20 protein-coding genes and 1 pseudogene are annotated in these 21,646 nt (G+C 68.8%); 10 read left to right on the forward strand and 11 right to left on the reverse strand.

The window, feature by feature from the left end:
• The first annotated feature begins 1 nt into the window (after nucleotide 1).
• The 5 genes and pseudogenes from AC1UKG_RS20750 to AC1UKG_RS20770 form a co-directional block, all read left to right on the forward strand.
• Nucleotides 2-1,027, forward strand: coding sequence for a thymidylate synthase (locus AC1UKG_RS20750; protein WP_025620233.1), 1,026 nt, complete (start codon nucleotides 2-4; stop codon nucleotides 1,025-1,027).
• Nucleotides 961-1,542: a nucleoside-diphosphate kinase gene (locus tag AC1UKG_RS20755; protein ID WP_018253027.1), complete on the forward strand. Its 582-nt coding sequence runs from the start codon at nucleotides 961-963 to the stop codon at nucleotides 1,540-1,542. Before AC1UKG_RS20750 ends, AC1UKG_RS20755 begins: the two co-directional genes overlap by 67 nt.
• Nucleotides 1,539-2,786 (forward strand): hypothetical protein, encoded by a 1,248-nt coding sequence (locus tag AC1UKG_RS20760; protein WP_482641701.1) that lies wholly within the window; start codon nucleotides 1,539-1,541, stop codon nucleotides 2,784-2,786. Before AC1UKG_RS20755 ends, AC1UKG_RS20760 begins: the two co-directional genes overlap by 4 nt.
• Entirely contained in the window at nucleotides 2,773-3,450 is a 678-nt protein-coding gene (locus tag AC1UKG_RS20765) for a 3'-5' exonuclease (RefSeq protein WP_482641702.1), read from the forward strand. Before AC1UKG_RS20760 ends, AC1UKG_RS20765 begins: the two co-directional genes overlap by 14 nt.
• A gap of 140 nt (nucleotides 3,451-3,590) precedes the next feature.
• Nucleotides 3,591-4,359 (forward strand): annotated as a pseudogene (locus AC1UKG_RS20770) (class I SAM-dependent methyltransferase); the annotation flags it as partial.
• A 485-nt stretch (nucleotides 4,360-4,844) separates the two neighbouring features.
• Here the strand turns inward: AC1UKG_RS20770 and AC1UKG_RS20775 are convergent.
• Nucleotides 4,845-5,492, reverse strand: coding sequence for a flavin reductase family protein (locus AC1UKG_RS20775; RefSeq protein ID WP_482641703.1), 648 nt, complete (start codon nucleotides 5,490-5,492; stop codon nucleotides 4,845-4,847).
• A gap of 66 nt (nucleotides 5,493-5,558) precedes the next feature.
• Here AC1UKG_RS20775 and AC1UKG_RS20780 point away from each other — a divergent pair, with 66 nt between their 5' ends.
• The 4 genes from AC1UKG_RS20780 to AC1UKG_RS20795 all read left to right on the forward strand — a co-directional run bounded on the left by AC1UKG_RS20780 (nucleotide 5,559) and on the right by AC1UKG_RS20795 (nucleotide 8,379).
• Entirely contained in the window at nucleotides 5,559-6,281 is a 723-nt protein-coding gene (locus AC1UKG_RS20780) for an ArsR/SmtB family transcription factor (protein ID WP_482641704.1), read from the forward strand.
• Between the two features lie 670 nt (nucleotides 6,282-6,951).
• Nucleotides 6,952-7,542, forward strand: a complete 591-nt coding sequence (locus tag AC1UKG_RS20785; RefSeq protein WP_482643221.1) for a hypothetical protein — start codon at nucleotides 6,952-6,954, stop codon at nucleotides 7,540-7,542.
• 259 nt (nucleotides 7,543-7,801) lie between these two features.
• Nucleotides 7,802-8,074: a hypothetical protein gene (locus AC1UKG_RS20790; RefSeq protein WP_029124557.1), complete on the forward strand. Its 273-nt coding sequence runs from the start codon at nucleotides 7,802-7,804 to the stop codon at nucleotides 8,072-8,074.
• On the forward strand, nucleotides 8,071-8,379 hold the full coding sequence (locus AC1UKG_RS20795; RefSeq protein WP_029124558.1) for a hypothetical protein: 309 nt from the start codon (nucleotides 8,071-8,073) through the stop codon (nucleotides 8,377-8,379). Before AC1UKG_RS20790 ends, AC1UKG_RS20795 begins: the two co-directional genes overlap by 4 nt.
• Before the next feature lie 86 nt (nucleotides 8,380-8,465).
• Here AC1UKG_RS20795 and AC1UKG_RS20800 read toward each other — a convergent pair whose 3' ends face one another.
• Entirely contained in the window at nucleotides 8,466-8,831 is a 366-nt protein-coding gene (locus tag AC1UKG_RS20800; protein ID WP_482641706.1) for a hypothetical protein, read from the reverse strand.
• A gap of 357 nt (nucleotides 8,832-9,188) precedes the next feature.
• On the opposite strand from AC1UKG_RS20800, the gene AC1UKG_RS20805 reads away from it, so the two are divergent.
• Nucleotides 9,189-10,010 carry a trypsin-like serine protease gene (locus AC1UKG_RS20805; RefSeq protein WP_029124559.1) on the forward strand — a complete coding sequence of 274 codons (822 nt, stop codon included), beginning with the start codon at nucleotides 9,189-9,191 and terminating at the stop codon, nucleotides 10,008-10,010.
• Nucleotides 10,011-10,031: 21 nt separating this feature from the next.
• Here AC1UKG_RS20805 and AC1UKG_RS20810 read toward each other — a convergent pair whose 3' ends face one another.
• The 9 genes from AC1UKG_RS20810 to AC1UKG_RS20850 are packed head-to-tail and all read right to left on the reverse strand — an operon-like array spanning nucleotide 10,032 to nucleotide 21,132.
• A complete protein-coding gene (locus tag AC1UKG_RS20810) occupies nucleotides 10,032-11,000 on the reverse strand; it encodes an AfsA-related hotdog domain-containing protein (RefSeq protein ID WP_018744976.1) in 969 nt (322 codons plus the stop codon).
• Nucleotides 10,997-11,884 carry an LLM class F420-dependent oxidoreductase gene (locus tag AC1UKG_RS20815; RefSeq protein ID WP_482641713.1) on the reverse strand — a complete coding sequence of 296 codons (888 nt, stop codon included), beginning with the start codon at nucleotides 11,882-11,884 and terminating at the stop codon, nucleotides 10,997-10,999. Before AC1UKG_RS20815 ends, AC1UKG_RS20810 begins: the two co-directional genes overlap by 4 nt.
• The gene (locus tag AC1UKG_RS20820; RefSeq protein WP_482641707.1) at nucleotides 11,884-12,822 is read right to left on the reverse strand and encodes a UbiA prenyltransferase family protein; all 939 of its coding nucleotides are present in this window, start codon (nucleotides 12,820-12,822) and stop codon (nucleotides 11,884-11,886) included. The genes AC1UKG_RS20815 and AC1UKG_RS20820 overlap by 1 nt, the downstream gene beginning before the upstream one ends.
• A complete protein-coding gene (locus AC1UKG_RS20825; protein WP_018815456.1) occupies nucleotides 12,789-13,769 on the reverse strand; it encodes a nucleoside-diphosphate kinase in 981 nt (326 codons plus the stop codon). Before AC1UKG_RS20825 ends, AC1UKG_RS20820 begins: the two co-directional genes overlap by 34 nt.
• The gene (locus AC1UKG_RS20830) at nucleotides 13,766-14,866 is read right to left on the reverse strand and encodes an SDR family oxidoreductase (protein WP_029124564.1); all 1,101 of its coding nucleotides are present in this window, start codon (nucleotides 14,864-14,866) and stop codon (nucleotides 13,766-13,768) included. The genes AC1UKG_RS20825 and AC1UKG_RS20830 overlap by 4 nt, the downstream gene beginning before the upstream one ends.
• Complete coding sequence (locus AC1UKG_RS20835) at nucleotides 14,863-15,123, reverse strand: phosphopantetheine-binding protein (RefSeq protein ID WP_018744971.1); 261 nt, start codon at nucleotides 15,121-15,123, stop codon at nucleotides 14,863-14,865. Before AC1UKG_RS20835 ends, AC1UKG_RS20830 begins: the two co-directional genes overlap by 4 nt.
• Nucleotides 15,123-16,796, reverse strand: a complete 1,674-nt coding sequence (locus AC1UKG_RS20840) for a hypothetical protein (RefSeq protein ID WP_482641708.1) — start codon at nucleotides 16,794-16,796, stop codon at nucleotides 15,123-15,125. The genes AC1UKG_RS20835 and AC1UKG_RS20840 overlap by 1 nt, the downstream gene beginning before the upstream one ends.
• Nucleotides 16,793-18,478, reverse strand: coding sequence for an AMP-binding protein (locus AC1UKG_RS20845; protein WP_482641709.1), 1,686 nt, complete (start codon nucleotides 18,476-18,478; stop codon nucleotides 16,793-16,795). The genes AC1UKG_RS20840 and AC1UKG_RS20845 overlap by 4 nt, the downstream gene beginning before the upstream one ends.
• Entirely contained in the window at nucleotides 18,475-21,132 is a 2,658-nt protein-coding gene (locus AC1UKG_RS20850) for a phosphoenolpyruvate synthase (RefSeq protein WP_482641710.1), read from the reverse strand. The genes AC1UKG_RS20845 and AC1UKG_RS20850 overlap by 4 nt, the downstream gene beginning before the upstream one ends.
• Nucleotides 21,133-21,646: the final 514 nt, after the last annotated feature.

Here is a 21,646-nt window from a genome sequence, read left to right on the forward strand (position 1 = left end):
CATGGTCTACGGCCCCACCTACGACACCTTCCAGCAGGTGTACCTCGCGATGCTGCGCACCGTCGCCCGCCGCCATCAGTACGAAACGGACGGGCGTGGCAAGAAGGCCCGGGAGATCATCAACAGCAGCTTCACGATCACCGACCCGGTCGACCGCACCCCGTACCTGGCCGCCCGCCGGACCAACATCGTGTTCAACCACGCCGAGGCGCTGTGGTACCTGACCGGCCGCGACGACGTCGACATGATCGGCTACTACGCGCCGCGGCTGCGCGACCTCGCCATCGAGGGCCGGCTCACCGGCACCGCCTACGGCCCCAGACTGTTCACCGCGACCAGCCCGGACGGGCGCAGCCAGTTCGACCGCGTGGTGTCGCTGCTGCGCGAGGACCCGAACACCAAACGCGCCGCCATGGTCATCATGCGGCCCGACGAGCTGACCGACCCGACCCACCCCGACGTGGCCTGCACCCTCGGCCTGCAGTTCCTGCTCCGCGACGGCGCCCTGCACGCCACCGCCTACATGCGCGGCAACGACGCCGTGATCGGGCTGCTGTGCGACACGTTCTCGTTCACCTTCCTCCAGGAGTACACGGCCCGCCGCCTCGGCGTGCCGGTGGGCACCTACGCCCACCACGTCGGTTCCATGCACATCAACTTGCTCGACCTGGACCGCGTCGACGCCATCCTCACCGAGGCCGCCGGCACGGCCACCAGCCCTAGGTTCCCGGTCCCGTCGATGCCGGCTACCAGCCACGACGACCTCGCCCTGATCATGGCCTGGGAGGAGAGCCTGCGCACCAACACCCGACGCCTCGACCCGGTGCGCCTGGACCACGTCCCGCTGCCGCTGTACTGGCAGCAGGTACTCGCGCTGTTCGAGGTCTACCGGCAAATCGTCCACAATCCGGACGGCACCGTCGCCCCCGATGCCGTGGCCGCCCTGCACCCCGGGCACCGATGGCTGGTGGCCCGCCGCTGGCCGGACCGGATGCCCGCCACCATCCGCGCCGGGTGGCCGTCATGACCCCTCCGGGCGTGGGCTGGTCGGACTGGACCGTCATCCTCCTCAAACCCGACTGCCTGGCCCGTGGCCTGCGCGAATCAGTCCTTGTCTGGGTCCAACGCGAAGTCCAGGTGGTCGACATCCGCACGGTGTGGCCCACCGAGGCGCAGATCTTCACGCACTACTCCGACATGTTGCCGCTGTCCACACAGCTCGGCCGCGACGTCCCCGCCGAGCTGCGGCGCATCTTCGTCGGCCAACCCACTGGCCTCGCCCTCGCCCGCGGCCCCAACGCCGCACCCCGGCTGCGTGAGCGACTCGGCCCCACCGACCCGACCACCGCACCAGCCGACACCATCCGAGGCCGGTTCGGCATCGACAGCCTGCGTACCGCGATGGCTGAGGGCCGCCTGGTCGACAACCTGATCCACAGTTCCGACACCGTCGAGGTCGTACCCCGCGACTTCGACATCTGGTATGGCCCCAGCGCCGCACACCTGCTTGCCCCTGCGACCCCTTACGGAGGCGCCCGATGACCAGCACCGCCGCACCCACCTTCACGTCCGGACCTCGGCTGCTGCCGATCATGCCCGCCGACCAGCAAGCCGACCTCGACCCGTACATGGCGCAGGTCGTGGGCTACCGCAAGTCCGGACTCAGCCTCAACCACATCATCGGCTGCCCACTGGAGTGCGGCTACTGCGTACGGCACTTCTGGGGCAACTTCGAGGTCAAAGTCCCGCACCTGCTCATGCCCACCGACGAGGCGATCGACCGGCTCGTCGGGCACGAGGCGTTTCGCCCCGACATCACCCCGATCCAACTGTTCAACAAGGCCACCGACCCGTTCCTGCCCGGCGTCAAACCGCACCTGTTCCAGGTGCTTCGTGCTCTCGACGCGAGCGGTTTCACCAACCACGTCCTGCTGATCACCCGGTTCAAGGTCACCGAGGCGGACATGGCCGCGCTGGAGCGGTTGCAGCACCTGCGGGTCACGCTGCTGTTCACCTACTCCGGGATCACCGACACGCGGGTCGAGCCGATCTCCAAGAGCGAGATCACCGTGACGTCGATCCGCACCGCCGCCGCGCACAAGCGCCGTACCGGGGTGGTGCTGTACTGGCGGCCGATCGTGCCCGGCTGGAACGACGCCCCCGACACCATGGCTCACGTCCTCGACGTCGGCCGCGACGCCGACGCGATCGTGTTCACCGGCTACTACCACAAGCCCGAGAACGCCAACTACCTGCGCGGCCTCGGCGTGCCCGTGCCATTCGGGGAGGACTACCACCGCCGCAAGACCATGCCCGCCGACCTCGACGCCGCCGTGGTCGCTGCCTGGCGTGCCTCCGGCATCGCCACACCGCTGTTCCGCAAGACGAGCTGCGGCGTCGCCTACGCCCACGAGGCGCCCGACTACAACGGCCACTGGGGCGTGCGGGAGCTGTGCGACATCTGCCCCGCCGCCCAGCAGCAGCGCTGCGCAGACGACCACATCCAACCGACGCCGGCCAGCATGGACCGCATCCTCGGCAAGCTTGGCTACCAGACGCAGTACGCCATCGAAGACGGCCACGTATGGACCCACGGCCTCGGCGAGCAGCGCCGCTACGCCATCCAACACGGCCTGCGCTACCAGATCTGGGAACTCGACCAGCCCCACCACCTACACGCCCACGGTCGGTCCCTCACCGGGCACGGCACCGACGCCGCCCAGGTGGAAGCGTTCACGGCGGTGCGCCAGCAGTTCGAGCAGGAGGCGCGGTATGAAGACGACTGACCCCCACACCCGGCAGGACGGACCCGTGACCGGAACCGACACCCCCTGGCACCAAGCCGACCTCGTCGCCCTAGACCTGGAAGGCAGCGGCGCCCAGGACCGCGACCACGAGGCCATCCTGGAGATCGCGCTCGTCCCGCTTGCCGCCGGCCAGCCGGCCGCCGCCGCCGCGTACGCCACCCTGGTCAACCCAGGCCGCCCCATCCCCGCACGCCCCTGGATCCCGCCTGGACTGAGCAACGATGTACTCAGCCACGCCCGGCCGCTCACCGCGATCGAGCCTGAGCTGGCCGATCGCATTAGCGGCCGGTGGCTCGTCGGGCACAACATCGGCGTCGACTGGCGTCTGCTGCACCGACGGTGCCCCTCGATCGCACCGGCCGGGCTCATCGACACACTGCGCCTCGCCCGCGCCTACCGCATCGACGCTGGCGGGAACAGCCTCACCAGGCTGCTCGAACACCTCGACCTCACCGCCACAGTGACCCGGGCGGTGCCCGACGGCCAGCCACACCGAGCCCTGTGGGATGCCACCGGGGCAGCCATCCTCCTCGGCGGCCTCGTCACCCGCCGGTGGCCCGCCGGTGTCGCTCTAGCCGGCCTGTGCGCAGTGGCCGCCCTACCGGACTTCGCACCGACGCCGGCGCCGGACACCTTGTTCTGACCTCAGCTCAAAACCTGGATCAGCCGAAACGAACCAACCGTGACGTGGCGAGTCGACTCGCTAGCCGCGGTGCTGATCCGAACAGCGAGAAGGCCGGGCCATCCAACCGGGCGGTCCAGACGAAAAGGAGAGTGCAACCAGTGAGTGTCGACACGGTGAACGCCGAGGGCCTACATGCCGCCATGGTCGATCAGCTCGTCGCAGATCACGCCGACAAGGGGCTGGCGATGCGGCCCGAGGTGGAGACGGCACTGCACCGTCCGCCGTCACCTGTTCACCCCGGATGCGCCGCTGGAGGAGGCGTACCGCGCCGACCAGGCCGTGGTCACCAAGCGGCGCGGCGACGAGGCCGTCAGCTCGGTGTCGGCGCCGTGGCTGATCGCGGAGATGCTTGGCCAAGCAGCCGACGTCATCGACGGCGGACTACTCGGCCGGCACGTGCTGGAGATCGGCTCCGGCGGCTACAACGCGGCGCTACTGCACGAGCTGGTCGGGCCGGCGGGATCGGTCACGACAGTGGACATCGACAGCGACGTGACCGACCGGGCCACGGCGTGCCTGGCGGCGGCCGGCTACGACGACGTGACCGTCGTCTGTGCCGACGACCAACTGATCGGCCACGGCCGTTCCTACGACCTGATCATCGTGACGGTCGGTGCCTGGGACATTCCCCCGGCGTGGACCGGGCAACTCGCCGAGACCGGCACCCTGGTCGTACCGCTGCGCACGTTCGGGATGACCCGCTCGTGGGCGCTGCGCCGCGCCGGTGACCGGCTGACCAGCCACAGCCAACGCCTGTGCGGCTTCGTGTCCATGCAGGGCTCTGGCGCCCACGAGATGCGCTACGTCGACATTGCGGCCGGCGTGCACCTGCGGCTGAACGCACTCGGGCAGCAGGCCGATCCGGAGCGAGCCGCACGTACGCCGTGCGTCGTGGACGGTGATCTTTGGAAGGTCGGCGCGAGCGATGCGGCCGTCGTATGAGCGGTTGAAGTTCGTGGCTCGACGGGCAGCCCGCAGCGGGTCGCGAAGATCATGCCCGTGTCATGCAATGCCTCACCGGCTGTCTCCTTGGCGGCCTCCTGTTGCTGGTGGCGGTGTCGTAGCGTGGTAACGCAGATCGCCGGCAACGGTAGGGAGCGTCGGACTCCTCAGATTGGTGGCGCGGTGCAGCAGATTTCACCTCGACAGGCCCCAGCACGGCAACGGCTGACGCCCGCTCGTCGTAGCGTCCGGATCACCTAGCGCACTCACATCGGCTAGATCGGGATGCCGGCGCTAGCCCGTTCGGCTACGGTCCGTGATGTGCTTCTTCAGCGGGTGGCCCGCCGAAGAAGAATTCGCTCAGAACGAATACGCGCGCCTGCCCGTCTGGGCCTCTACGGACCGCCCTCTCAGGAAGAACTCGGATTGGCCGCGGGCGTCTCGGAGCGAAAGCTGCGGCCGAGTTGGGCGCCGAGGCCGAAGTAGTGGCGGAAGTTGTAGATCAGTGGATTCCAGGCGCTGGGGTCGACGTGGTCGGTGCCGGCCACGACGATACCGGCGTCGGCGTGCACGGCGAGGACCTGGGCTTCGACGATGAGGAATGCACCACCGGTGGCGGTGCGGATCCGGCTGGCCCGGGCCTCTACCTGTAGCGGGCAGTCGGCGACCCGAGGCGGGTTTACGTGCAGCGAGTCCTGCGGGTGCAGGCCGGCGGCGGTGAACTTCGCAGGTTCGAAGCGAAACCGGTCGCGTTTGCTGGCCGGTACCGGATGCCGGCCGGTCAGCGACGCGATACGTTCGACCGTCTGCCACTGGTGGGCGGCGGGCAGGTTGATGACCATCTCGGGACGTTTGGTGAGGTTGTGGCCGCTCTGCCCGTCGGGGCCGAGGCCGAGTACGACGGTGTGGCCCAGTGCCCATGCCGACGAAATCGGTGCCAGGTTGGCACTGCCATCGTCGTTCTCGGTACTGAGCAGCACCACCGGGGTGCCGAAATACAGGATCTTCGGGCTGATTGTCACGTGTGTGGCGGCAGCCGGGTCACTGAGGGTTGGCATAGGTGTCGAGGCTAGGCCCGAAACGCTTCGGTGGTCGCCGAAACGTCGCCGTGCCATGCTCGGGCGATGGACTCCCGCGAGGCCGCCTCGGCGGTCGCAGGCTGGGCGTCGTTGCTCGCCGATGACACCCGGGCAACGGTGTGCCTGGCTCTGCTCGATGGACGGGCCTGGACACTGGGCGAGTTGGCCCGCCGCGCCGGGGTGGCAGCGTCGACGCTGAGCCAGCACGCTGATCAGCTGGTCGCCGCGGGGCTGTTGGTACAGCACCGTCAGGGCCGACATCGTTATCTGCAGATCGACGGTCAGGCCGCGCCGCTGATCGAGGCGGTGGCCGCCGCGGCCGGACACCGCCCGGCTCCCACGCGGTCGCTGGCGGGCGCACGTCGCAGACATGCTCTGGCGCACGCGCGGACCTGCTACGACCACCTGGCTGGCACCGTCGCGGTAGCCATAGCCGACGCGATGACCGAGCGTGGCCTGTTGACCTGGCGACACGGGTTGTCGCTGACCACTGATGGGGTGGCCTGGCTGGGTGATCTCGGCATTGCCGTATCCGCGGCCGATTCGCGCCGCCGACCGGCACTACGCGCCTGCCTGGACTTCACTGCCCGCCGCCCCCACCTAGCCGGAGCGGTTGGCGCCGCGTTGTGCCACCACGCGTTCGCCTCCGGCTGGATCACCCGTATCGGTACCAGCCGTGCGGTCACCATCACCGTCGCGGGCCGTCAGGCCTTGGTGCGACACCTGGGCATGGAGGAACAATCGCTGCGCCAGCCCCGGGCTGACTAGTTCAGCCTACGTTTACGACGTCACCCGGAACCCTGCCTGGCCCGTCCCTCCGCGAGGCACGGGACTGCGTAGATTTCCGTGTTTGGCCTGGGTGTGGTCCGTTGGGCGGGAAATTTTGACGTTCCGTGACAGCTGGCGAGCCCGAAGCGACACGCTCTGTTCAGCGATCAGGCGCGGCGTGTGACGAGTTGCCTTTCGAGTGAGTTGTCCAGCTCATCCCTACCGCCCTCGGCGGATATCGCAGTTGGCATCTCCGGCCGACTCCCACCCCGGGCGCATGAGGTGTCGCAGTACGCATGGCCGAACGGTGTGTATGGGCGTTTATGGAACGTTTGTACCGCCGCCAATGTCTGGTTGATGCCTGTGTGGGGTGTGGTCGGGGGCACGGTGGTGGTGGAATCTCGGCGGCCGTCGGGGCGTTACACCCTGCGTACGGCCGTGGAGGTGGCCCGCTCGGGTGGGTGACACCGGGTGCGGGTCGCCGGGAATGCCGGTGGCCGGCCGGTCGTTACATCTGGACCCGGCGCCGTGCGTGTCCCCGGACCGCGGTAGCCGACCCCCTTTCTTTTTCTCGTTTTGTGTGAGTGCCGGACGGTGCTTGCACCCTGTTGCCGCCTGACCCCCTTCGGGCGTGCGTGATGGGTGTCGACCCCCGAATGGAGCAACCCTCATGAACACGATTCTGCGTCGTAGTGTGCTTGGTATCGCTGGTCTGGCCCTGTCCACCGGTGTCGTCGCCGGCCCCCTGGCCACCCTCACCGACACCACCACCACCACCCCCGCCGCCGCTGCTGGTGTGGTGCAGGTGGAGAAGCCCGACACCAGCACGCTGGTCCCGCACGGCACCCAGGGCAAGCAGTCCCGCATCGACCTGGGCGACGAGCAGGTATCGAATGTGAAGGCGATCATCGAGGCCACGAAGAAGGCCGGCATGGACGAACGCGCCGCCGTGGTGGCGATCGCTACCAGCTTGCAGGAGTCGAAGCTGGAGAACCTGGGTCACCTGGGTGCGCGTAACGACCACGACTCGCAGGGCCTGTTCCAACAGCGCCCCTCGTCCGGTTGGGGCAGCGTGGAGCAGATCACCGACCCCGAGTACTCCACCACCGCCTTCCTCAACGGCCTCAAGCAGGTCGACGGCTGGCAGGACATGCCGTTGACCGAAGCCGCCCAGAAGGTCCAGGTGTCGGCCTACCCGTTCCACTACGCCCAGTGGGAAACCCAGGCCGCCGACCTCGTCGCCGCGCACTGGACCAACTGACCCCACCACCCACCACCACACCCCCCGCCCACAGACCTGACCCAACCAAGGGGGAAAGAAACTGTTGGCCGGCACCCGAACCGGGTGCCGGCCAACAGTGCTATCCACAACATGTGGATAGCACATGTGTACGAACCTGGTCCGGTGTGAGGCGTGCGAGTTGAGTCCGCCGCTGACGTGTTCGCCGAGATGCTCCTGTCCCTCGACACAGGGGGTGCAATCCGATGCATGTGTCAAACGATCGTTTTACGATCGTGGTGTGGGTTATGACTGGCATCCCGAGGCCCTGGCCGCGCTGGTGGGGGTTGAGCCGCACGAGGCCACGCAGGTGCTGGCAGCGCGGCGACGTCTACCGCTGGCCGCCGTCAGCGGTGGCGTGCGGTTCATCGCGATCATGGGACGCACCCAGGCTGGACGGCCACTGGTGGTGGCGGTCCGAAAGGTCGGCGAGTTCAACCAGCAGATCATTGGCGCTCGGGAGATGACCCCGGCGGAGCTGAAGCGGTTCGAGGCGTGGGAGGTAGTGCGGTGAGTGATGACATGAAGCAGGCGGCGGAGGCGTTCGCCCGGGGCGAGGTCGACTACGACGACTCGGCCCAGGTCGAGCTGCCGCCGGCGGCGGAGACCGAACCGATGGTGATGCGCGGAGTCCGTCTACCCGTCGCGTTGGACCAGCGGGTCCGCTCGGCCGCCGACGCCGCCGGCGTGAAGCCCTCCACTCTCATCCGCGAGTGGATCGAGCTCGGACTCACCGAGCTGGAACACGACCGGCCGGTCTCACTGTCCGCGCTTCGCCGCGCGATCGCTCACGTCACCCAGGTCGACCGCGCCGCCTGAACCGGCCCACAACCCGCTCTTACGCCACCGGCTGTGCCGTCCTGTCCACCGGCTGGAGCATCCTCGACCTCAGCCAGACAGGCAATTCAGGGCGTGCTGAGTAGCCCGAGCGCAGCCGTGGCGTCGTCGCTGCGCTTGTGCCGAGGCCATCGAGTCCCGTACTGCTCAGCGGCACGCACCTGGCGGATCAGCCCGGTCGCGCCCGATGCCTGCATCAGCTCCAGGGCGCTGGTCCAGTCGGTGTGCTCGCCCGTGCTGCTGGCGGTGACATCGCTTCGGACATGCTGCCCCCGCGGCCATCGCCCACCAGGCCGCTGTTGCGGCGCTGCCGGACCTGGCTGGCATGCGAGCTGGGTGACCTGGTGGAGGCCGAGCGGGAGGCCCGGCAGGCGGCACGACGTGGTCCTCGACGACGCGATGATCGAAACGGCTGCGTGCGGGCCCGCGGGCATGCCGTCACCCTCGTCGCTGGGGTGGCAGCTGCATCAGATGGTCGCTTCGACGCACCGACTCCATCAGAGGCGCCACCGCATCGTCGGTCATCTCCCAGGGCCGTGGCGCGTTCTGGATGAATCCGTTGTGGTCGGAGTGACCACTGAGGTTGACCGACGTTCCTGAATCGCCGGCGGATCGAACGGGCCGGCCAGGCTGCCAGCTTGGTCTGGCGGGCGAGGCCGTGCGGCGACGGTGGCACGTGCCGCGCTGTCGCATGCCGTATGGCAAATCCGTTGTATCGAACATCGTGCATGTTCGGCTAGTATCTATAGCTGTCAATGGATGGCGGTACCGCCATAACTCAGGAGTGTGAGATGGTCAGAAGACAACTGTTGCGCGCGTTCGGCGCCGTGCTAGCGGCGGTGCTGGCAGCCGCCGGGGTGCAGATCGCCACCGGTGCGCCGGCCGCCGCGGCCCAGACGGCCTACTACGACGCGAGCCGGGCAGACGAGTTCCGTACGAACTTCGACCAGGGGGCCCAGGCTGATGCCGATGTCACGCCGTTCGTGGTTGGCGGCCGGCCGGCGACCGAGAACTACTCGTGGCTGGTCTACACCTCCGGCTGTACCGGCACGTTGATCAAGTCGGACTGGGTCGTCACGGCACGGCACTGCCCGACACCGTCCTCGGTCCGTGTGGGTAGCGTCAACCGCACCAGCGGTGGCACGGTCGTCGGGGTCCGCCGCGCCATCAACAATCCCACGATCGACGTCAAGCTGTTGCAACTGTCCAGTTCGGTGTCGTATGCCCCGGCACCGATCCCGGCGACGTCCGGGGCGGTGGGTACCGCTACCCGGATCATCGGCTGGGGTCTGACCTGTCCGTTCCGGGGCTGCGGTCCGACGCCGACGGTCGCGCACGAGCTGGACACGTCGATCCGGTCGGACGGCGCGTGTTTCGGCATCAACGGCCCGTACGAGATCTGCACCGACAACACCGACGGTGACTCGGGCGCCTGCTACGGCGACTCGGGTGGCCCGCAGGTTCGTCGGATCGGCGGGGTGTGGCACGTGGTCGGTGCCACCAGTCGGTCGGGCAACAACCACCCGATCTGCGCCACCGGTCCATCGATCTACGGTGACCTGTCGTCGATCCGTTCCTGGATCGATGCCCGGGTCGGCGGCCTTCCCGCCTGAGCCTCTCGTCGAGCACCCCGGTCAACACCTGGCGTTGACCGGGGTGCTCGACGCGCGGGCGGTAGCAACGTTGATCGCCGCACGCACGGTGCCGCCCTGCACCACCGCGACCGACCGCTCACCGTCAGTCGTGCCCGGCCGGGCCACGAGGTGTACTGGAGCGTCCAGTTCGACGAACGTGTCGAACGTGCCGGCAAGCCCGGTCATCACCGCCGCGGGTGGCTCGGGACTGAGCGCGGTGCCGAGCTGACGGGCCGCCTCGACGAGCAGGGTCCCCGGGACGTGGTCCAGCCGGTGGTCGAACAAGCCCAAGTGATCGAAGGGCAGCAGCACCCGTGCGCTGGTCTCATTCGCACCAGTACGAACCTCGGCCAGCAGCACGTCGGCGGGGACCAGGCGGCCCACGGTCGAGGGGGGAGCCGCCCCGTCCAGGCATGGGCAGAGTTGGTCGGACCAAGGTGGCGGCGACCCGCCACGAGCCCGGCGGCGCAGCAGCGTGTAGGCGGCCGGGGTCACGACCGACGAGGTGATGACTGTTGATCCGATCGGCACACCACCGAGTGACAGCTCGCACCGGGACGTGAACGCGCGAAGCCGACTGCCGACCCGGACCGCCGCTACGGTGACGTGGATCGTCAGCGTGGTCGCGCCGCTGTCGGGTCGTTGCACATAGGCGTCGGCCGGCACGGACATCTCGCAGGAGTCCATCAGGAATTGGGTGTCGTCGGCCAGGCCGAGGCCGTGGTGGCCGATGTAGATCACAAGCTGCCGGCAGGCCTCCAGTAGCAGCATCGGATCGAGACGGCGATTCGCCTCCGCGACGTGTGCTGCGTAGTACGCGTGTCGCTCGGGCAGCAACGCCGTCGCCACATATCCGCCCGTGCCGTCCGGGTGGACGTCGGCGAGGAAGGCGGTGTCAGCATGACGACGATGGACAACCGCCGGTTCGACGGTCGTGTGAGGTGCGGTCAGTAGCCGGGTGTCGGTCATCGGTTGGGCCCTTCCATGTTTTCGGTGAGAAGTCCCGTGTGGGCGATCGCGGTGAGTGCGTCGAGGTGTTCGCCGAGCGATGTGAACCCGGCGCCGAGCGTGCTCACCGCCAGGTGCGTGGCGCGGGCTTCACGCCACCGCCGGGCCGCTGCGGCGACACCGACCGCGCCGCCGTCGATGTAGCGGACCCGGCCGTGCATGCCGACCGCCTCGGGGGGGCGACCGGCTGCCTCCGCCGCCTTTGTCACGATCCTCCGGGCCGCGGTGAGCTCCGGCCCGGGCTGGAGACGGGGCATCCAGCCGTCGCCGGTACGGCCCGCCCGGCGGTAGGCAGCTGGGCTGGTGCCGCCAATCCAGATGGGAATCGGTCGTTTCGGTCGTGGGTTGATCCCGGCCGCGACGATTCGTTCCCCGGAGTGTGCGAAGCTGACCGACCGGTGTGTCCACAGGGCCCGCAACAGGTCGATCTGCTGGTCGAGCCGCTCACCCCGAGATCGCATGGGCCGGCCCAGAGCCTCGTACTCCACCGTGTTCCAGCCGAGGCCGACCCCCAGCCGCAGCCGGCCGTCGGAGAGCAGGTCGATCTCGGCGGCCTGTTTGGCGACCAGCGCGGTTTGCCGTTGCGGCAGGACCAGAACACTGGTCACCAGGTCGAGGTCGCACACCGCCGCGAGGTAGCCGAAGAGCACCAGCGGCTCGTGGAACGGATCATCTGCGTCATACACACCCTGCCAGTTCGGATGCCCGGCCGGGTCGGCACCGAGTACGTGGTCATACGCGAGAAGGTGTCGGAATCCCAGCTCCTGCGCCGCGCTCGCATACTCACGTAGAGCTCGCGGCCCGCCGTGCAGCTCGCCTTGGGGCAGGACCACGCCGATCTCCATCATCCGAGCCACCCACTGATGACGAGTGCCGCGTCGAGGACGATCAGATAGAGCATGGCGAGGGACGTGGGCCACTTCTGCTCCCGGCCGCTGAGGTAGGACAAGGCGCCCGCGACCGGGAAGGCGAGAGCCACATAGGGCAGGTGCGCCGCGACCGACACGCGCCACGGCTCGGTGACCGCGGCCAGCAGGGCGCACGCGAGCAGGGCCCAACCGAGCGTGAGCACACCGCTGCCGGTGACCCCGAGTGCGGTGGCCGAGTAGGTCCGGGCCCCCGGGTCGGGATCCCGTACTGTCTTGCGGGCGAATTCGAAGTGCAGGAACGCGGCGGCGAACACAATGATCAGCAGGGCTGGGCGGATCCCCGGCGGTACCACCTCCGCGCCGGTCACCGACGTGTACAGGTAGCCGCCGATCAGCAACTGCACCGGGTACGCCACGACGATGTAGAGCAGCGCCCGGTCACGCACTCTCGGCGAGTGCAGCGTGAGCCGAGTGACCAGCGCGGTGTAGCCCACGAGGAGCGCCACGGCCACCGCCGACCAGGGGGCGAGCGGAACGTTGACGACGATCGCCAGGGCGGCCGTCGCCCACCCGGCGCGGCGCAGCTCGAGCACGCTGACCAGACCGGTGATCAGCGGACGGTCCGGGTGGTGGATCCGGTCGTACGGCTCGTCCATGCGCTCGTCGGCGAGCCGTAGGTGAAGCAGGACCACGATGATCGTCATGGCCCGGACCAGCGACCCGACCGACGGCCGCCAGACGCCACCCGCTGCCATGACCGCGGCGGCCTCGTATGCGCATGCCCACAGCACTCCGTAGGTGACATGCACTCCCGGCGCGAAGACCGCGCCCAGGAACGCGCGGTAGCGCAGCAGTGCCGGGGCCTGACCGACGGCGCTGCTCATGACGCTGCCACGGTGGCCAGGGACCGCCACCGGCCGGGATCGGCGCCGCCCAGCAGCTGTCCGTACCGTGGGCGGGAAAGCGATACCGCGTGGCTGCCCACCACGATGAAATCCCAACCGGTCAGCGGCAGGTCCGCCGACCAGATCACGTTGACCAGCGGTGCCCAGCTCACCGGGTCGCTGGTCGTCGAGGCCAGCGTGTGACACAGGGCCCGGCGTACCTCGTCCGGCAGGGCCGTCGTGGCGAGTAGGTCCCGCACAGTCCTGCTCAGGCGGCGGGTCGAGGCAACGAAGTCCAGGTCATGCGGGGGATGTGCGGCGTACAGCGCTTGGGCGATCGCGGTCGTCTGATCATGCCGGTCGGTGTTCGCCAGTGCCTGGCCGATCAGTGCGCGACGCTCCCGGTGGTCCAGCAGGATGCCAAGCTCCCGGACGAGGTCGGCCGGCTCGTCCGAGGCGTGCACCAGGTTGAGGAGGAAGCCGAAGTCGCCGAGCCGGGCACGCAGCTGGCCCGGACGGCGCCGTGCCGGATCGGCCGGTCCCTTGTTGACGCTGAGCGCGACCGTGGCCGGCACATCGACGGGTGCGGTGCGGCGGGCCAGGATCACCAATGAGTCGGACTGCGCACACAGTGCGTCGGCAAGGAGGCAGCGCTGGGGTGTCGCTCGGTTCAGCTGGTAGTGCCAGAGCGCCCGGACCGACTCCCGACGCATTCGCAGTCGCCGCACGGCCACGATCCGGAAGTTCGCTTCGCGCAGCCATTCGATGACACGTTCGATCGAACGCGACGCCACCGCGTCCGGCTTCATCAACAGCATGGCGTGCTCGTACGCGAATCGAACCGGGTCGGATGCCAGCGTGGACAGCTGCTCGTACGCCTCCAGGAAGTAGCTGTCGGTGCCGTGATAGCGCTGCTTGTCCGGATCGTGGGTCAGGCCTTCGGGGAACGGCGGTCCGTAGGCCGCGACACTGCTCACCGCTGGTTGACCCGGCTCAGGGCCTGCGCCACGCTCGGCAGGGGCGCGCCCAGGTAGCCCGCCCGGACCGCGTAGTCGATGATTCGCCGCAGGTGGTTCGGCCCGCTGGGTAGGCGCTTGTGCCTGCGGAACCCGGCCGCGGCGGTGTCGTCGAAGTGCTGCTGGCGGCGGAAGTAGCTCTCGTACAGCGACATGACCCGGTGCCAGTAGGCGCGTTCGAGGTCCGACAGCATGGCAGGGTCGAAGTTGGCGGGGGCGATGTAGCGGGGAACGTGGAACGAGGGGTACTCGGCGAGCACATCGGAGATGTGGCGCATCCGCACCGACGATCCCACGGCGTGCAGCGTGCGGTCGGTGGCCCGGTCGATGTCGTCGGCCACGGCGGTGATCAACGCCGCCACCTGGTCGACCGGCACCAGGTCGATGCAGGCGTCGAAGTAGCCCGGGATCGCGCTGATCCGACCCTCGGACAGGAGCTTCAGCACGACGTACAGGTTCTTGAAGTCACGCACCGCGCCGGTGCGGGCGGCACCGACGACGACACTGGGCCGGATCACCACGGTCGGCAGGCTCTCTGCGGCGGCCTTTCGCACCAGTTGCTCCGCGGCGAGTTTGCTCTCCTCGTACGGGTTGCCGAACCGCTGCCCGACGTCGAGTTGGGACTCCAGGATCGTGCCGTCCCGCTCGCCGCACACGTAGGCGGTGCTGACGTGCACCAGCGGGGTGGAGCGTTCGCGGGCCAGCTCCAGCACGTGGGCCGTACCAGTCGTGTTGATCGCCTGGTAAACCTGCCGGGGGTGACCGAAGTCGGTGATCGCGGCAGAGTGCACGATCAGGTCGAGTCCAGTCGCCAGGTCCGTCCAGGTGTCATCGTCGAGGCCCAGCCGCGGAGCGGTGACGTCACCGGTGACCAGCCGTACGGTGCCCGCCCTGTCGTCCGTCGACGACGCGACGCCGCGGCCACTGTTGGCGATCAGCACTCGGGTGTGGTGCACCAGGCCGGACACTCGGTGCCCGGCTTTCAGCAGGCGGGCGCAGACTTCGGCGCCGACCAGGCCGGCCGCCCCGGTGACCAGGATCCGCTTCGGCTTGCTCATGCCCTTCCTCCGGTCTCCAGTTGCCGCCGAACCAGGTTCAGGACGTCTCCAGCGGTCGTCAGGTCCGCCGACTCGTTCAGGTCGAGCGCGGGCAGCCGGAACTGCTGTTCCAGGGCCATCGCCAGCTCGATCAGCCGAATCGAGTCGAACATCAGGTCGTCGCGCAGGTGGGTCTCCGCCCTGATGCGGGGGAGTGGGTGCGGTGCCATTGCGGCGATGATCGCGTAGCCGGTCGATTCGTCGAACGCGTTGTCCATCACGTCTCCTGTGCTGCGGCGCCGGCCCGTGCGTGCGGCTGCACACCGCCGCTGGAGAGCAGGTCCTGCGCCTCGTCGAGGGGGAGTTGCTGGTCCAGATATGCGCCGAGGCGCAGCAGGTCGTAGCCGATGTCGAGGGTGCGCTGCCAGCCGTCGGCGGAGTCGAACGACGACGGGAACGCCGCACCGCCCGAGGCCTTCCGGATATCGGTCACGTACTCGTGTAGGAGGGCGAGCAGAAGCCGGCCGTCCTCCTCGGTGGTGGCCACGGTCGCGTACAGCCGTTCGGCGAGGACCCGGATGTGCGAGTGCCCGTCGGGCAGCAGATCGAGTCGGTGCAGGAGCTCGGGATCCGGCGGCAACGGATTCACACCGTGCGCGCTGAGCAGGGCACGCAGCCCGCCGTTGACCGCGCGCACCGTGGTCAGCGCGGCGACCCTCCACTGTTCGCGGTCGAGCGCACCCCGCAGGTCCTCGAGAGCGTTCTCGATCATGAAGTTGCCCCACATCAGCGCCATCGCGGCGGCGGCGAAGCGCGGCGCCGGCAGCGGTAGCAACGTGATCGCGCGGGGATGCGGTGGCTCGGCGCCGGCGATACCCAGGATCGGGCTGCGGGTCGCCGGGGCGGGGGTGATGGGGCCGAGCGGTGCGGCCATCGGAATCCGTGGTGAGATCGGCGCACCCTGCCAGGTGATCCGGATCAGGCCGTACCGGAGGTAGGCGGCGATCAGCTCACCCGGGTCGGCGACGCCCGTCCGCTCGGCGTCGGCCATCAGCGCCGCGAGTGGTCGTCCCCAGACGATGCGTCGCCACACCCGCGTGGCGGCGTCGCCGAGAACGAAGACGTCACGTCGGCCACGTACCAGATGCACCTGGTCGTCGATCTGCCAGGTGGTCACTGCCGGCACGCGGGCAACGACCAGCCGTTGCGGATCTTCGGCACGGCCCGGCACGCCGAGGTCCGCGACCAGGCGTATGCAGTCGCGCGTGTGCTCGATCTTCCCGCCGGCGTCGGGCTCCGCGGTGATGGTCCGCCAGTAGCGTTGCACCAGCTGATCCCCGACGAGCCGGTCGAGCTGCAGCGAGAGCCACTTCGGCTCGATATACGTCTCACCGTGGCGTGCCAGGTAGCTCTTGGCGGCCTGCTGGAGTCCCGCCCGTGCCCACACCGCGGCCGACTCCGCCTGGTCCAGGGCGAGCAGCGCGATCGAGTGTCGGATGGACTGCCGTGCGTGTTCCGCCCACCACGTGGCCATGACGACGGCGAAGTCGTCGTGCGCGAGGTGGTCACGGATCTTCTCGACCAGGTCCGGGCGGTACACGACATGCGCTCGGAGCAGCCGCTGGCACCGGTTGAGCAGGTGTTCGTCCAGTGTGGCAACACGGCGCGCGGTGCGTCCGACGTACCTGTTGACCTCCTGGAGGTGGTCCACGAGCTGGCCGATGGACCGGGTGCGGATCTCCACCCGACGTCCCGCGATGAAGAAGATCGTGGGCATCGTCGGCAGGTCGGCCTCCTGATCGGCGATCAGAAGGAAGTCGATGTCGGAGCGGGAGTTGCCGAAACCCTCGGCGATGGAGCCTTCCAGGATCAGCGCGACATTCCTGGGGTGACCGATACGCTCCAGCGTCTCGGCCGCGAGTGACGTGATTTCGGCCTCGTCGAGGATCATGCGGGGACCTCCGGCTCGACGAGCGACGCTTTCAGGGTTCCCTCCTGTAGGCGCTGCCACATTTCACGACGGCGTGGCTTACCGCTGGTGGTGCGCGGGATCAGGCCGTGGGTACCGACCGCGAACCGGATTCGCGGCTCGACGCCCAGTCGGGAGCGCAGGGTGCGGTAGGCGCTCTCCTCCCAGCCGCGGCGCCCGCCCTCGACGAGCAGCAGAACGCCGGCACGCTCGGTTTCCGCAGCGCTGATCACCACGCAGCGACTCGGGGACAGGCCGGTCGCCTCAACGACCGCCGCCTCGAGGTCCTCGACGTAGACGTTGCGCCCCCGGACCTTGAGGCTGTCGCCCATCCGGCCCAGTACGAACAGCTGGCCGGCGTGGCGGAAGCCGGCGTCGCCGGTGCGCAGGCCGTCCGGGGTGAAGCGGGTGCCGCCGGAGCCGGTGTCGTTGGTGTAGCCCGCGGTGACCGTCTCCCCGCTGACCCTGATCTCGCCGAGATGGCCCGGCGGCAATTCGACGCCATCCTGGTCGACGATGCTGATCCGGGTGCCGAGGCGCGGTCCGCCACAGCCGGTGAGCCAACCGTTGCGTGTCGGCACCGGCTCCGCACCGAGGTGGAACTGCCGGGTCAGCTCGACCCGCTGGCCGAATCGCAGAGTGTCCGGCCGCACCTGCACCACCAGCGGCGGGACACCGTGGTCTGTGCCGGTCACCCCGAGCGTCGTTTCCGCCATCCCGTACGCAGGGGTGAGCGTGCCGCGGTGGAAGCCCGCGGCGGCGGTGGCCTCCACGAACCTGTCGAGCACTGCGGGGTTGATGGTCTGCGCGCCGACGAATGCGGTTCGCCATCCGGAGAGGTCCCAGCTGGCGATGCGCTCGGCGGAGATCCGCTCCACTGCGTACTCGTATGCGAACGGCGGCGCGGCCGTGATCGTGGCCCGGGTCATGCACTCCAGCCATCTGCCCGGGTCGCGTAGGAACTGCGCGGGCTGCATCAGCCACAGGTCGGCCTGATTGCAGACGGCGGCGAGTAGGGTGCCGACGAGGCCCATGTCGTGATAAAGCGGCAGCCAGGAGGCCACGGAGTCGTCCTCGCTCCAGTCGCTCCACGCCCGGGTGCAGGAGACGTTGACGGCGAGGTTCTGCCAGGTGACCGGCACGCCTCGCGGGACGCCGGTGGAGCCGGAGGTGAACTGGAGGATCGCCAGGTCGTCGGGGCCCGCTTTGGGAACCTCGACCGGTTCCTCGGCCTCCCTGTGCAGGAAGGCGCGGCCGGGCAGGTCCGCCGCGGCCAGCGCCGAGTCGGCGATGTCCTGGTAGCGCTCAGTGGTGATCATCAGTACCGGTTGCGCCCGACGCAGAATGCTGGAAACGAGCTCGACGTACTCGGTGCTACTGGTGAGGCTGGGTGGGGTGATCATGCAGGGGGTGAGGCCCGCGGCCCAGGCCCCGAAGTACGCGCAGAGCGTCGGGTAACTCGTCGGCATGAGCAGGCAGACCACCTCCCCGGGCTGGGCGCCGGTAGCGGTCATCGCCGCCGCGCTGCGTCGTGCCGCGAGAGACAGGTCCGCATACGAGTGGTAGTCCCAGTCGCCCCCGTCGCCGAGGAACCGGATCCCCCGGTCGGTCCGGGGAGCGACCAGCCAGTTGCGCACATCGCTGAAATCCAGGGTGGTGGTCACGCGGACGTCCCATCCGTGTCGTCGAGGATCGTGATCGTGCCGGTCCCGCCGTCCATCCGGACGGTCATGCCGGTTTCCAGTTCCTGGGTGGCGCCCTTGGCCTTGACGATCGTCGGCACGCCCAGCTCGCGCGCCACGATCGCGACGTGGGTCAGCGGGCTTCCCCGCTCGATGATCAGCCCGGTCGCTGCCGGTAGTGCGGCGACCCAGCCCGGGTCGGTGCTGTAGGCCACGATGATGCCGCCGTTGACGTCCTGAGGTCGCGTCGTGACGACGACCCGGCCGGTCGTGACACCCGGCGACGATGGTGTCCCGCGCAGTTCACCGACGCCGGTGCGGGTGGCCCGACCGACGCTCCAACCGGCGGCCTCGAGATTGCCCTCCCAGTAGGGCGCGCCGTAGGTCCGGAAGCGCGGCGGCGCGGACATCGTTGCCTGTCGTTCCCGCGTGCGCCGACGTGCCGCCACGATGTCGCGCAGCTCGTCGTGAGCGATCTTGCCCTCGTACGCCCCGGCCAGCTCGTCGAGGCGCAGCAGGAACACATCTTCGAACCGTTCGATCGCCCCGACCTGCTGCAGGTGCCGGCCGAGTGCGCGAAGCATCCGCTTGGCCGAGCCGAACGCCTTCGTCCGGCAGAACCGCAGCCGCTCGCGCGCCGCCAGTGACCGTGACACCTTGCGGCGGGTCAGTTCGTAGATCCAGCGTCGTGGCCCCCGCAGGTGCTGGTCGAGATATTCCTGCGCGCTGTCGCCGCTCGCTGTCTCCGGCGGAGCCTGTAGCGCGTCGCGCAGCATCAGATACAGACTCGACGGATCCTCGTGTAGGTCCGGCACCTCCAGCTTGAGCTCGTCTGGGCTGCGGTAGCCGTGCGCCTGCACGTAGGCGTCGACGGCCGTGAGTAGGGTGGTGTGCCCGGCCGCCGCGAGCGCGCCGGGTATCGCCGCCGGGTCGGTCTCCGTCACCAGGCGGCGCAACTCGTCGTCGGCCTTGACGGTGGCCGCCAGCGCGGCCAACTCGCGGGCCGGCTCGGCGGACTCCACGTCGGCGCCGGGCCGCGCGGCGGCCCACGTCAGCCACTCGGGGGCGTGCGGCAGCCACCGTCGACCGAGCATCGTGAGGATGCCCATCGACAGCAGAATCGTGGAGTCGAGCATCTGCATCGGACCCCACCGCCTGTTCAGGCTGTGGATCAGGTCCTGGAACGCCCGGTACACCTCGTCGGCGGGCATCGCGGCGTAGTCGCGTTTGTCGAAGATCGCGTACTGCTCGTAGAAGTAGGCGACGAACCGCTCGACGTCACGGTCCATGCGCAGGTACTTCCAGAAGAAGGCCGTGCAGGTGACCACTCGTGCGCGTCGGCGCTGCCAGGCCGAGTCGAACTCGTACGGGTACAGCCCTTCGGCGATCTCGTCCGGCAGCGCCTCGTCCACGCCCATGGCGACCTCGAGCAACTTACGGTTGACATCGTAGAAGGGCGCGATCCGCTGTAGGCGGTACCAGTTGACGAGGTTGTAGTAGACGCGGCCGTGGAAGCTGCCGAGTAACGCGGGTAACCACTCCTGCATCTGCGCGAGCTGCTTGTCGGGCACGCGTAGGGATCGCGCGTAGCTCTCGTACACCGCGCCATAGACCTTCGAGGCGAACGTGAAGGTCAGCGGGGACGTGATCCCCCGGAAGCTCTCCACGATGTTCGAATTGTCCCAGATCCGTAGCTCACCCACGGGCCTGTTCGTGGTCGGCACGGTGGTGATCGGTCGGCTCTGCAGGATCCACAGCTGGCCGTCCGCGACCGCCCACTCGATGTCCTGCGGTGCGCCGAAGGCGTCGCTGAGGGCGCGCCCGGCCTCCCACAACGTGCCAAGGTCGACCCGGTCGAGCGACAGCTCCGCACGGTCGGCGTCCGATACCTCGATGGCTTCGACGCCACCGCCGGGCGCGGACTCGTAGCGCTCAGACTTGTCGCCGAGCTCGGTCTCCAGCACCGCACCGGTGGCCGTCTCGAGGGTCACGGTGTCCGCATCCACCGCGCCGGAGACGATGCCCTCGCCGAGCCCGTAGACAGCACTGACCACGTACCGGTCGCGAACACCGGTCGCCGGATCGGCGGTGAACATCACGCCGCTGACCTCCGCGTGCACCATCTGTTGGATGAGTACGCCCATGCCGGTGGTGTGCAGGGACAGGCCGTTGCGCAGCCGGTAGGTCAGCGAGCGTGCGGAGAAGGCCGACGCCCAGCAGTCCTTGACCCGGTCCAGGACCTCGTCGGCCTCGCTGACGTTGAGGAAGGTGTCGAACTGGCCGGCGAAGGAGTATGTGTCGCCGTCCTCCTCCAGGCCCGACGAGCGCACCGCGACACTGCCGCCGCCGGCGGCCTGGTACGCCGCCTGGATCCGGCCGGCGAGGTGGTCCGGGATCATGGTCGCCCGCATCCGTCGGGTGATCTCGGCTGCGACGCGCTCCGGTTCGTCGCCACCCTGGGTCAGCAATACGTCGATGCCCTCGACGTGTTCCAGGAAGGCGGTGAAGATATCGCTGGAAACCACGCTCCAGCGCGGAACATGAACGTCAAGACTCCTCATCGCCGCCAGTGTGGACGCCTTCGCCCCCATAGCTCGCCATTCCGCAACGTCTGTTTCACTGGCGACAGTTGACATCCTTCCTCCTCGGATAGTGTGTTGATCGACATGCGATGTCCCCCTGGGTGCTGCGTCTACGGCAGCCTTTGCGACACCCTCCCGTGCGAAGGCGGCAGTCAAGCCGCTCGCGGTCGAAGGCGAGCACATGAATCCGTGGCACGGATTCGCTTCCCGTCGCGCGGGAATGCGGTTTGTGGGCCGGTCGGTGTGCTGGATCGGCTGGATCAGTGCGCCTCACCGGCGGTTGTTCGGCTGATTTAACTCGGCATCTTGAGGTTGGCAACAGGCGTTGCCGGACCTATCTGTTGATCGTCTTTGGCTTTATCTGAGTGGCATGCGGGATGCGCCGGATTTCCGCGGATTCCTGATTCACGTGGTGGAAGGCCAGACCTGGGCGGAGAGGCGGGCGTGAACCTTGAATCCAAGGATTGTTCGGCACTCTTGCCGAACTCGACAGGAAGGCGGGGTGCGGGCGACACGGCGGGCCCTCCCGGTGTCGCCCTCGGCGCCGCGCGCCTGGCAGGAGCAAGGT

The organism is Salinispora sp. CH2A1_6, from assembly GCF_056820975.1.